Raw genomic sequence first — 11,604 nt, forward strand, 5'->3', positions numbered from 1 at the left:
CCTGTTTGGTGGCGATAGCGGAGGGGTTCCACGCGTACCCATCCCGAACACGACCGTTAAGCCCTCCAGCGCCGATGGTACTTGGACCGCAGGGTCCCGGGAGAGTAGGACGTTGCCAAGCAGACAAACCACTGACATTATGTTAGTGGTTTTTTGTCTTGTCCACAACTTATCCCCATAATTTGTGGAATTGTGAGTAACTATAATTTATGAAATCATTCTTTGGAAATAATCCACAAGTTGATAACTCAGCAAACTAGATCCAGAAGTGCTTTATTATATTGTTTTAATTCACACTTTCCTCTATAAATGTTCATAACCCGTGGGTAAGTGCGACTATCGCTCCCTTTTTAAGTAATGTATGCACAAAGGGTGACGAATGAATTAGTTATAAGGTTATAAGTATCGTCATATCCACATGTTAATAAGTTGACGTTGGATACCAATGGCACTATCTTTCAGCATTGTAAGGCAAGCGAAAGTTAATTCGATGGGACGGACTCTTTCTTTTTCATACAATGGTAGTATAGAAAGGAGGTCGAGTCTGATGAGAAGCATTAAACGAGAGTATACGATTAACGCATCGGTTCTGATTCCGTTACACACGAAGGTTGCACATGTGTGCTGCGAGATGAAACAGGACCCAGAACAGGAATGTGCCATCACAGAACTGCGACCTGACTCAATGGAAAGCACCGCCTGTCAACCACGCTCTATTCGGTGGAAGCGTTGGGTTATTTATAGCTTGTTAATTGCGCTTATTGTTCCGGTATTAATCTGGGCAGGGATGGCCGCTATCGCTCCGGCATGGATGGACCAAGAGAAGCTGGCTGCGTTCCGTCAGGAAATTGAACGGGATGCGGTGACGATACAAGGACAGCATCGGGTACATATCGAGGAGATGCCAGTCTATGTATCGAATGCGCTGTTAGCAATTGAAGACCATCGATATCGTCTTCATCCAGGCATCGACCCAATCGGATTGGCACGTTCAGTATGGATTAATGCGACGAAGCAGAAAAAGGCCCAGGGCGGGAGCACCATTACGATGCAGCTTGCACGGAACCTGTTTTTGACGCATGACAAGACATATTCCCGCAAGCTGAAGGAAATAGCAATCGCGGCGAACTTGGAATGGAACTACAGCAAGCAGGACATTCTAGAAATGTACTTCAACAAAGTGTATTTCGGCCACGGTCGTTACGGTATAGAAGATGCAGCACGTTACTATTTCGGCAAAACGACGGTTATGAACGGTGAGCTGCCGACGATTAATGTGGAGGAAGCGGCAATGCTGGTCGGGTTGCTGAAGGCCCCGGAACGTTATTCCCCGGCTAAAAATATGGACCTTGCCGTCAAGCGCCAGCGAGTCGTCCTAAAGCGAATGACCGATCTGGGCATGATTACAGAAGCGGAGCGGCAACAGGCGTTGAATACGGAAATTAACGTAGGTTCAAATAAGAAATAGCAAATGGCACACGATTCGGGCAATGACCTGGTTCGTGTGTTTTTCTTTTCTCATGAAGGATACATATCGTCTGATGATGCTTAGCTTCATTCTCCCCTTAACTCAGTGACGATTGAGATGAAAATAGTAGGGCTGAATGTTTGAATGCTTGTATTCTGAACAAGTGGGAGAGTGGTGATAAGGAACTTAAGGCAGGACCATGGGCAACAAACCTGAACAAAGAACCTGAGTTACATAGACTCGCTCCCCATTAACTCAATGATAACTGAGAAGAGTATGAAGTAACGCAATTGAGCGCAGCTATACGGATGTCCTGAATAAGAGGGAGAGTGTTACTAAGGAACTAGCGCAGGGTATTGGAGCACGTAACCTAAGCGAGTTATTATTTATGGATATGGGTGCATCGTAGTATAATGAAGACAGGAGAGGGGGAATGTCTGCCGGATGAAGGAATGGACGTTTGTCGTATTTATTTATTTGCTAGTCGTCAATATTGTTGGCTATCAGTTGATGGTAATCGATAAGAAACGCGCGGTAAGGCAGCGTTACCGCATCCCTGAGCGAAAGCTGTTCTTGACGGCATGGCTCGGTGGAGCACTGGGTGTGCTCACGGCGATGTACAACAAACGCCATAAGACGCAGCACGCTACGTTTACTGCCGGCATCCCGTTTATTTTACTCGTTAACATTTTTGTGTTTGGTTTCATATTGATTCGTTTTGGTTAAAAATAGGTCAAGAGTAATATGTTGTGGTATGCTGGTTATATAGCGGTGAAAAATAGAGAGAGTGGTGATAGGTATGGTATTCCAACGCATTTTAGTAGCTTATGACAGCTCAGAACCTTCCCGCAAGGCGTTAGACCACGCCATTAGCATTGCAGAAAATAACGGAACGACGCAATTGCGCGTGGTGCATGTGTTTCAATTCCCGCAATATTTCGTAGGTACGGCGTATGCGACGGCCTCGGCCGAGACGAATGAAGAGCTGTACGAATATGCGGAACGCATTCAGCAGGAAGCGGAGCAAAAGGTATCGCTGCTTGGCGACCGTGCGGCAGTCACGTTGCTGCAGGGTCCTGCTGGACCATCGATTGTAGCTGAAGCGGAAGAGCACAAGTGCGACCTGATCATCATCGGCAGTCGCGGCTTGAGCGGGTTGAAGGAATTCGTGCTGGGCAGCGTCAGCCACCATGTGGTGCAGCATGCGAAAGTACCAGTTCTCGTCATGAAATAATGCATCTCTCTACAGACCGGCAATGGGCGTAAATCGCATCGTTGCCGGTTTTTTGGCGTCTTGATTAGCAAGCAGCACTCAAAACCGAACATTGAAAATGCAAATGACAATATCATTCGCTTTTAATGGTTGACATCCTCAGTGACGCCTTGTTAAACTTAAGTTGCACTCATAATTGGCGAATGTTGATTTGCCTTGACAATCGAATAATTGATTCTCGTATAATTCTGGGAATATGGCCGGAAGTTTCTACCCAAAGACCGTAAATTTTTGGACTACGAGAATGACGAACATACGGCGGTTATTTAAGTTGGCGTCTTCTGTCTTCATGGAAGAGCAGGAGGTGCGGACATGCTCATTATAGATAGTCTGCCGGCCGTTGTTTGCTCATTTCTCATATTGACCAACCGATAAACGTTCAGGGGAGACATCTGCTTCCACTGAATTTTTTTATTTATTTGGATAGGGAAAGCATGGAACTTGTCGAAAGCGGGTGGATTACATGGAGAATGTGACGAACAAGGAACAAGAACGCCTGCCGTTAGTGGGCGTCATTATGGGCAGCACTTCCGATTGGGAGACGATGAAGCTGGCGTGTCAAGTGCTTGCGGAGCTGGGCATTCCGTTCGAGAGCCGCGTCGTCTCGGCGCATCGGACGCCGGATGAGATGTTCCGCTATGCGGAGTCGGCGGTCGAGCGCGGATTGCGCGTCATTATCGCGGGAGCTGGCGGCGCGGCGCATCTGCCCGGCATGGTGGCGGCGAAGACGGTACTGCCGGTCATAGGCGTACCGGTGAAGTCGTCCCATTTAAGCGGGATGGACTCGTTGCTGTCCATCGTGCAGATGCCAGCCGGCGTGCCGGTAGCGACCGTAGCGATTGGACCGGCGGGAGCGACGAACGCCGGGCTGTTGGCCGTGCAGATGCTTGGCATGCACGATGAGGCTGTGCGCGCCCGCTTGGAGGCGCGCAGGGAAGCGGTGCGGCAGCAGGTGCAGGCCACGGGGGCCCTCGAATGAGGGCGCCTGTGGACAGCTGCACGCTGCCGGAAGAGCGAAGCTCGCGCGCCGATGCGCCGGTGCTTGCACCCGGCGCGACCGTCGGCGTGCTCGGCGGCGGCCAGCTGGGCCGCATGCTGGCGCTTGACGGCGTGCGCATGGGCTACCGCTTCGTCGCGCTCGAGCCGGCGCCGGATGCGCCTTGCCGGGACGTAGCCGCGATCATCGCGGCCGACTACGGCGACGAAGAAGCGGCGCACCGCCTGGCGGCACGTTCCGACGTCATCACGTATGAGTTCGAGAACGTGTCCGCCGAAGCGGTCGAGCGGCTGGAGCGCGCAGCGTACGTGCCGCAAGGAAGCCGCCTGCTGCGCCTGACGCAGCATCGCCTGCGCGAGAAGGAAGCGCTCAGCGCCGCCTGCGTGCCGGTCGCGCCATACGCGGCCGTAGCGTCTGCCGCCGAAGTGCGTCAGCACTTGGCGGCCTTCGGGGGAGCCGGCGTGCTGAAGACCGCCACCGGCGGCTACGACGGCAAAGGCCAACGCATTCTCCGCCATGAGGATGAGGCCGAGGATGCGTACAACGCCCTCGCTGCGCTAACGCCCGAGCTCATACTGGAAGCGTTCGTTCCGTTCGTTCATGAACTATCCGTCATAGCTGCTCGCAGTCCGCGAGGTGAAATTGCTACCTTCCCGGTGGCCGAAAATGTCCACCGTCATCACATCTTGCATCTATCGATCGTACCAGCGCGCATTCCTGGAGCCGTGCAGGCGGAGGCGGAACGATTGGCCCGGCACATCGCCGAAGCACTTGATGTCGTCGGCCTTATCGCCGTCGAAATGTTCCATACCGCAGATGGCAGCCTTATCGTTAATGAGTTGGCTCCGCGCCCGCATAACTCGGGGCATTATACGATGGATGCGTGCCGAACATCCCAATTCGAGCAGCACCTGCGAGCGATATGCAACCTGCCGCTTGGGGATACTACGCTGCAATCGCCGGTCGTCATGGCGAATCTGCTCGGCGATCATGCTGCGGACATGGTACAATGGTTCCGTGCCGAAGATCTGGCCGCGAAGCGCTGCGGTGTTACGCCGAAGCTGCATTGGTACGGGAAGTCGGAAGCGAAGCTGAAGCGTAAAATGGGGCATATTAACATTTTGGCGCCTACCATCGACGCTGCGCTTGAATGGATGAAAGAAACGAACATGTGGAGGAACGTAAACGATGATTGAACGGTACTCACGCCCGGAGATGCGGGCCATTTGGACGGAAGAGAACAAATTTAAAGCCTGGCTTGAAGTCGAACTATGCGCTTGCGAAGCATGGGCAGAACTCGGTGTCATTCCGAAGGAAGATACAGTGGAGCTGCGTGCGAAGGCAAGCTTCGACATCGATCGGATTATTGAAATTGAGGCGGAAACCCGCCATGATGTCATCGCCTTCACGCGTGCGGTCTCGGAGACACTCGGGCCGGAACGGAAATGGGTGCACTATGGCTTAACGTCTACCGATGTGGTAGATACCGCTTTGGGATACTTGATGAAGCAAGCGAATGAGATTATTGAGCAGGACCTGATCCGTTTCATTGAAATTCTGAAGAACAAAGCGCTTGAATACAAAGATACGCCAATGATGGGACGCACCCATGGCGTGCATGCGGAGCCGACGACGTTCGGCCTCAAGATGGCGCTCTGGTATGCGGAAATGCAGCGCAACCTGGAACGGTTCCGCCAAGCGGCGGACGGCGTCCAGTACGGCAAAATTTCCGGGGCGGTCGGCACTTATGCGAACATCGACCCGTCAGTAGAGAAATTCGTCTGTGAGAAGCTCGGCACGAAGCCGGCGCCAATCTCCACGCAGACACTGCAGCGCGACCGCCATGCCGAGTATATGGCGACGCTGGCGCTGATCGCGACTTCGCTCGATAAGTTCGCGACTGAAGTTCGCGCCCTGCAGAAGAGTGAGTTCCGCGAAGTGGAGGAAGCGTTCGCGAAAGGACAGAAGGGTTCTTCCGCGATGCCGCATAAACGCAATCCAATCGGCAGCGAGAACATTTCCGGCTTGTCCCGCGTGATGCGCGGTTATATGCTCTCCGCATACGAAAACGTGCCGTTATGGCATGAGCGCGATATTTCACACAGCTCGGTTGAGCGTATCATCTTGCCGGATGCGACGATGCTGATGAACTATATGCTGAACCGTTTCATGAACATCGTGAAAAATTTGACGGTGTTCCCAGAGAACATGAAGCGCAACATGCAGCGTACATTCGGCGTGCCATTCTCTGGCCGCGTTATGACGAAGCTTATCGATCATGGCTGGAGCCGCGAGCAAGCGTACGACACGGTACAGCCGCGTGCGATGCAGGCATGGGAAGAGCAGCGCAGCTTCCGCGACATTATTGAGAGCACGCCGGAGATTACGTCCGCGCTGAGCGCGGAAGAGATTGCCGATGCTTTTAACCCAACGTGGCATCTGAAGCACGTGGATACGATTTTCAAGCAAGTGGGATTGATTGAATAGAATGTGAACCAGACTGGAGTTGCCGCCTATGTGCGGCAATTTCTCCATAGAGCGCGTCATGCGCTCTAGTTCGCTATGTCGGCCAGTCATTTGGCCGCTAGCCGTGCAATAGGCTGAAGCGTAATTCCGCTTTGATTCGCATCATGCTTGGGGGAGGCTGTTAACGTGTCAACCGTAGCGATATCATCTGCAGTAGATTTGGTGAAAGCTCCGCTTGTGTATAAGGGGAAGGTGCGCGAGCTGTATGACTTGGGGGAACATTTTCTCATCGTGGTGACGGACCGTATTTCGGCGTTCGATTATGTGCTGGACCCGGCCGTTCCTGAAAAAGGAAGCGTGCTGAATCGCTTGAGCGCGTTCTGGTTCGAGGAGACGAAGCCCCTCATCGGCAATCACGTCGTGCATACCGATGTGGATCGTCTTGGTGACGTTGTCACGGACAAAGAGCTGCTGCGCGACCGCATCATGGTGACGAAGAAGGCGGAGCGCATCGATATTGAGTGCGTCGTGCGCGGCTATATTACCGGCGGCGGCTGGCGCCAATATAAGCAGACACAGGCCGTGAACGGTATCGATCTGCCTGCCGGGCTGCGGAAGAACGAGCGCTTTCCTGCGCCGCTGTTCACGCCTGCGGCGAAGAACGACGTCGGCCATGACGAAGACATTTCATTCGCGCGCATGCAGGAACTGGTCGGGGCGGAGCTGGCGGACAAGCTGCGCGACAAAAGCGTCATGCTATACGAGCATGCCCGCAGCTACTGCGAGGAGCGGGGCATCATTCTGGCGGATTGTAAATTCGAGTTCGGCCTCGTCGACGGAGAGCTCATCTTAATCGACGAAATGTTCACGCCGGATTGCTCCCGTTTTTGGGCGAAGGAAAATTATGCGCTCGACATTGAAATCGACAGCATGGATAAGGAGCCTGTGCGCACCTATTTGGCGAATTCGGACTGGGATCAGAACAGCAAGCCTGATTCGCTGCCGCAGCACGTCGTTGAGGAGACGACGCGCCGGTATGTGGACATTTGGACAAGATTGACGACATAGGGTATGGGGTAAGCTGACTGCATGGTTCGTGCTTAGTGAGGGCCCATAGAGGACCGATTGAACAGCCACTGTCATATGTGGAGTGTGAATCGTTTATGAGTGATAGTTGGGAAAGGGAGCATCGCCACGGTATGAGCCGAGCGGTGCTTTTTTTGTGTTAACAAATACAAATTGACTATTTGCGTAACTAGTGATAAATTAAATCATACTAAGTCTATAGGAATTTATTGATTTAATTATTTTCTAAGGATAGTGATAGAGATGAGAGGTCAACTGATTAACGAGTTAGCAGAGCAATATGATCAGATCGTTTCTTGGCGCAGACATTTGCATCAGCATCCTGAGCTTTCATTTCAAGAAACGAACACGGCAAAGTTTATTGCCGAGCAGCTCACAAGTTTCGGAATAGAAGTGAAAGTGGGCGTAGGAGGCGGAGGCGTTATTGGATATTTGCGCGGTAAGCAAGCTGGACCGACGATTGCATTCCGTGCCGATTTCGATGCGCTTCCGATTCACGAGGAGAACGATGTTCCTTATAAATCGACCGTCGATGGAGTTATGCACGCTTGCGGACACGATGGGCATACGTCCACGCTGCTTGGTGTGGCCAAAGTTCTGAGCGGCTATCGCGAGCAACTTCAAGGAACACTCGTATTTATTTTTCAGCATGCCGAAGAGAAGCCGCCTGGCGGCGCTAAATTGATGATCGAAGACGGCGCTCTAGACGGAGTAGACTATATATACGGTGCTCACTTGTCCAGCGAGATCCCACTCGGACAGATTGGATTGCGGGAAGGAGCCTTCATGGCAGCGGCCGATGCGTTTGCCATTACGATTCAGGGGAAGGGCGGGCACGGTGCTAAGCCTCATCAGACCGTTGACGCTCTTGTCATCGGCAGTCAGCTCGTTCATGCCTTGCAGCTCATTGTGGCCCGCCGCGTGAACCCACTTCACTCTGCCGTCGTGACAGTCGGTGTATTTCAAGCCGGAACTGCTTTTAATGTCATTGCCGATAAAGCGCGAATTGAGGGAACGGTGCGCACATTCGATCAAGCCGTGCGCGAGCAAATCGAAACCGATATCCGCTCGATAACGAAAGGCATCAGTGAAGCAAACGACGCAGGCCACGACGTTGCGTATACGTATGGTTATCCCGCGCTCGTCAATCCGCACACGGAGACAGAACAGCTCCGCGGTCTCATTGCAGACTTGTTGGGCAACGATGTTTTCTATGATCAACAACCATCGATGGGGGCTGAGGATTTCGCTTACTATCTGCAACACAAGCCGGGGGCGTTTTTTAACGTAGGCTCCAGAAATGAGAGTCAGGATACGGCTTATCCGCATCATCACCCGCGTTTTGATATCGATGAGCAGGCCTTGCTCGTCGCAGGCAACGTATTTTTAGCTCTGGCAGCTCATTATTTACTTAAATGAGGTAGGTACAATGATTGAATTACAAAATGTGCACAAAGTGTACGCAGGCAAAGAAAAAAGTGTAGCAGCTCTGACAGGGATCAATCTTAAAGTTGAACAAGGGGACATTTTCGGTGTCATCGGATTTAGCGGAGCGGGCAAGAGCACGCTTATTCGCACGATTAACTTTTTGGAAAGACCCTCTTCCGGGCATGTAATCGTTGATAATAAAGAGTTGGGCAGCTTAACAAGCAAGCAGTTGCGTGAAGCAAGAAAACGAATTGGCATGATATTTCAAAATTTTAATCTGTTAGATTCAAAGACGGTTTTCAAAAATGTTGCCATTCCTCTTATATTAAACGGTACGGACAAAAATCAAATTGCGCAGAGGGTACATGAGTTGCTAACATTTGTTGGACTGGAAGATAAGGCTGACAGTTACCCAAGCGAGCTCTCAGGGGGGCAAAAACAGCGTGTGGGCATTGCTCGCGCCTTAGCGACCAACCCGTCGGTTCTGTTATGTGACGAAGCTACATCAGCACTCGATCCGCAAACAACGGCATCCATCCTGCAACTGCTGGAACGAATTAATCGGCAATATAACATTACCATTTTAATCATTACTCATGAAATGCATGTCATTAAAAACATCTGCAATCGTGTGGCTGTGATGGAAAATGGAGAAATTATTGAACAAGGAAATGTGCTGGATGTGTTTGGCAACCCACAGGCAATGACAACGAAAAATTTTGTCAGCACCGTTATTCATGATGAGGTGCCGCCAATTATTTTGGACAGTATCCGCAACGCACAGGGGAATAGCCGCTTTTTCAAACTCAAATTTATTGGGAATAGCGCTCAAAAGTCATTATTATTCGATATTGCCAAAAAATTTGATGTGCAAGTCGATATATTATTCGCTACCGCCACAGAGATGCAAGGCACGACGCTCAACAACTTCATTATTGAACTGCGCGGAGCAGAGACACAGGTTGAACAAGCCTATCATTTTATGACGAAGCAGCATATTACGGTAGAAGAAGTGATGAAACATGAATAATGCGATAACAAGTGAACAAGTCATTCAGGCCATACAAGAGACGTTGCAAATGGTAAGTATTTCGTTGCTTGTCGGTGCGCTTATCGGGATTCCGCTAGGGCTGCTGCTAGTTCTTACGCGCAAAGGCGGAATTTTAAAAAATAGCGCCATTTTTTCCGTTTTAAACAACATAATTAATATTGTACGCTCGTTGCCATTTATTATATTGCTGGTAGCGATTGTGCCTTTCACGAAATTTATTGTCGGATCATCGATTGGAACTAATGCCGCGATTGTGCCTTTAATCGTATATATAGCTCCTTATATAGCCAGACTTGTTGAAAATTCAGTGTTGGAAGTGGACCAAGGCATCGTCGAAGCGGCAGAAGCGATGGGAGCGACACCGCTGCAGATCATTTGGCATTTTATTTTGCCTGAAGCTTTGAGCTCCTTAATCTTATCACTAACGACTGCGACCATCGGCTTAATCGGCGCAACCGCTATGGCGGGCACAGTCGGTGGCGGCGGAATTGGCGATCTTGCCATCAGTTATGGTTATGAACGGTTTAATACGGTGGTCATTGTGATTACGGTCATTATTCTCATTATTTTGGTGCAGGGCATTCAAACATTGGGCAATGTGCTGGCTCGTAAAATAAGAAGGCAATAATTTCGTGCAAAACACTAGAATGAAATAGATAAGTGGAGTCAAATGGGGAGAGATAAAATATGAAAAAAAGAGGTAAGCTGCTGCTGATGGGTTTACTTGCGGTCAGCGTGTTCATGCTTGCGGCTTGCGGGAATTCCAACGAACAAGCGAGTGATAAGAAAACGTTGCGGGTCGCTGTCTCGGCTGGTCCTTACAATGAATTATTCGATACCGCAGTCAAACCTATTCTCGAGAAACAAGGTTATACGATTAAAGGGGTAAATTTCTCGAATATGTTGCAAGCGGAAGTTGCCATAACCGAAAATGCGATCGATTTTAATGTGTCTCAGCATACTGCCTACGTGAATGCGTTCAACAAGGAAAAAGACGCGCAGCTCGTTCCGATTGTCCATATTCCAACTGTGCCGGCAGGCATTTTCTCTAACAAGTTCACATCGATACAAGACGTTAAATCGGGAGCTAAGGTTGCGATTCCGCAGGATCCTTCTAATGCGGCGCGCGCCTTTGCATTGTTGCAGAAGGCAGGTTGGATCAAATTGAAAGAAGGCATCGATCCGACGCTTGCGACGAAAAACGATATTATCGAAAATAAACAAAATCTCGATATTACGATGATGGACTCTTCGCAGATCCCGCGGGCGATGGATGATATTGATTTTGCCGTCTTGCCTGGAAGTATCGTGTATGCTGCGAGCATTGATGCCTCCAAATCCTTGCTGGCTGAAGATGTCGTTGCCGATCTGGAGCTGAACGTGGTCGTTAATAAAGGAAACGAAACGAGTCAATGGGCGAAAGATATTGTGGCTGCCTATAAATCCGATGAATTTAAAAAATATATGAGCGAGCATAATAAAGATAACTATTGGGTCATCCCTGATGAATTAAAGTAAACAAGCTGATATCGCAACCTTGTTCCAATGTTCGATTGGAATAAGGTTGTTTTTTGAGACTGCCCAACAAGCCGAAGTCCATACTGCCGCGTGAGAGAGCAGATGAAGCAGTGAGATAGATGGGAGAGGAAGATAGCGTTCAGGGTAACCAAATTGCTGTTGACAGAGAACAGGGGAGCATTTATGATTACGATGCAAGCGTTTTCAGTTAGTCATCTAAGGGATTTATCCCATAACGGAAAGAAATCAACTGATTTTAGTTCCGTTTTTTCTCTATTTAATGCAAACGTTTGCACAAATTGAGGAGAGGGGTTAAG

11 protein-coding genes, 1 rRNA gene and 1 riboswitch are annotated in these 11,604 nt (G+C 50.2%); all 12 genes read left to right on the top strand.

The features are described from left to right. The first annotated feature begins 4 nt into the window (after positions 1 to 4). The 12 genes from rrf (at position 5) to M3650_RS26230 (ending at position 11,287) form a co-directional block, all read left to right on the top strand. Positions 5 to 121 (top strand): 5S ribosomal RNA (gene rrf, locus M3650_RS26175). Between the two features lie 426 nt (positions 122 to 547). Continuing rightward, positions 548 to 1,468 (top strand): transglycosylase domain-containing protein, encoded by a 921-nt coding sequence (locus tag M3650_RS26180; protein ID WP_251579012.1) that lies wholly within the window; start codon positions 548 to 550, stop codon positions 1,466 to 1,468. 444 nt (positions 1,469 to 1,912) lie between these two features. After that, positions 1,913 to 2,194, top strand: coding sequence for a DUF1294 domain-containing protein (locus tag M3650_RS26185; protein ID WP_251579013.1), 282 nt, complete (start codon positions 1,913 to 1,915; stop codon positions 2,192 to 2,194). Between the two features lie 73 nt (positions 2,195 to 2,267). Next, positions 2,268 to 2,702: a universal stress protein gene (locus M3650_RS26190; RefSeq protein ID WP_019419253.1), complete on the top strand. Its 435-nt coding sequence runs from the start codon at positions 2,268 to 2,270 to the stop codon at positions 2,700 to 2,702. Between the two features lie 197 nt (positions 2,703 to 2,899). Beyond that, a riboswitch (purine riboswitch) is annotated at positions 2,900 to 3,000 on the top strand. A 204-nt stretch (positions 3,001 to 3,204) separates the two neighbouring features. Then, the gene (gene purE, locus M3650_RS26195; protein WP_251579014.1) at positions 3,205 to 3,720 is read left to right on the top strand and encodes a 5-(carboxyamino)imidazole ribonucleotide mutase; all 516 of its coding nucleotides are present in this window, start codon (positions 3,205 to 3,207) and stop codon (positions 3,718 to 3,720) included. After that, on the top strand, positions 3,717 to 4,934 hold the full coding sequence (gene purK, locus M3650_RS26200; protein ID WP_251579015.1) for a 5-(carboxyamino)imidazole ribonucleotide synthase: 1,218 nt from the start codon (positions 3,717 to 3,719) through the stop codon (positions 4,932 to 4,934). The genes purE and purK overlap by 4 nt, the downstream gene beginning before the upstream one ends. Next, entirely contained in the window at positions 4,927 to 6,225 is a 1,299-nt protein-coding gene (gene purB, locus M3650_RS26205) for an adenylosuccinate lyase (RefSeq protein WP_019419250.1), read from the top strand. The genes purK and purB overlap by 8 nt, the downstream gene beginning before the upstream one ends. A 165-nt stretch (positions 6,226 to 6,390) precedes the next feature. Continuing rightward, entirely contained in the window at positions 6,391 to 7,272 is an 882-nt protein-coding gene (locus tag M3650_RS26210) for a phosphoribosylaminoimidazolesuccinocarboxamide synthase (protein ID WP_251579016.1), read from the top strand. Positions 7,273 to 7,533: 261 nt separating this feature from the next. Continuing rightward, positions 7,534 to 8,709: a M20 metallopeptidase family protein gene (locus tag M3650_RS26215; protein WP_251579017.1), complete on the top strand. Its 1,176-nt coding sequence runs from the start codon at positions 7,534 to 7,536 to the stop codon at positions 8,707 to 8,709. Positions 8,710 to 8,719: 10 nt separating this feature from the next. After that, entirely contained in the window at positions 8,720 to 9,748 is a 1,029-nt protein-coding gene (locus M3650_RS26220; RefSeq protein WP_251579018.1) for a methionine ABC transporter ATP-binding protein, read from the top strand. After that, complete coding sequence (locus M3650_RS26225) at positions 9,741 to 10,397, top strand: methionine ABC transporter permease (RefSeq protein ID WP_019419246.1); 657 nt, start codon at positions 9,741 to 9,743, stop codon at positions 10,395 to 10,397. Before M3650_RS26220 ends, M3650_RS26225 begins: the two co-directional genes overlap by 8 nt. 59 nt (positions 10,398 to 10,456) lie before the next feature. Further along, positions 10,457 to 11,287 carry a MetQ/NlpA family ABC transporter substrate-binding protein gene (locus M3650_RS26230; protein ID WP_019419245.1) on the top strand — a complete coding sequence of 277 codons (831 nt, stop codon included), beginning with the start codon at positions 10,457 to 10,459 and terminating at the stop codon, positions 11,285 to 11,287. Positions 11,288 to 11,604 lie beyond the last annotated feature (317 nt).

It is taken from the genome of Paenibacillus sp. MER TA 81-3 (assembly GCF_023713585.1).
GTDB classification, from domain to species: Bacteria; Bacillota; Bacilli; order Paenibacillales; family Paenibacillaceae; genus Paenibacillus_B; species Paenibacillus_B profundus.

Bases quoted from the DNA above. Each gene is read 5' to 3' on its own strand.
- M3650_RS26180 (WP_251579012.1), top strand. From the start codon at position 548: ATGAGAAGCATTAAACGAGAGTATACGATTAACGCATCGGTTCTGATT.
- M3650_RS26185 (WP_251579013.1), top strand. From the start codon at position 1,913: ATGAAGGAATGGACGTTTGTCGTATTTATTTATTTGCTAGTCGTCAAT.
- M3650_RS26190 (WP_019419253.1), top strand. From the start codon at position 2,268: ATGGTATTCCAACGCATTTTAGTAGCTTATGACAGCTCAGAACCTTCC.
- purE (WP_251579014.1), top strand. From the start codon at position 3,205: ATGGAGAATGTGACGAACAAGGAACAAGAACGCCTGCCGTTAGTGGGC.
- purK (WP_251579015.1), top strand. From the start codon at position 3,717: ATGAGGGCGCCTGTGGACAGCTGCACGCTGCCGGAAGAGCGAAGCTCG.
- purB (WP_019419250.1), top strand. From the start codon at position 4,927: ATGATTGAACGGTACTCACGCCCGGAGATGCGGGCCATTTGGACGGAA.
- M3650_RS26215 (WP_251579017.1), top strand. From the start codon at position 7,534: ATGAGAGGTCAACTGATTAACGAGTTAGCAGAGCAATATGATCAGATC.
- M3650_RS26220 (WP_251579018.1), top strand. From the start codon at position 8,720: ATGATTGAATTACAAAATGTGCACAAAGTGTACGCAGGCAAAGAAAAA.
- M3650_RS26225 (WP_019419246.1), top strand. From the start codon at position 9,741: ATGAATAATGCGATAACAAGTGAACAAGTCATTCAGGCCATACAAGAG.
- M3650_RS26230 (WP_019419245.1), top strand. From the start codon at position 10,457: ATGAAAAAAAGAGGTAAGCTGCTGCTGATGGGTTTACTTGCGGTCAGC.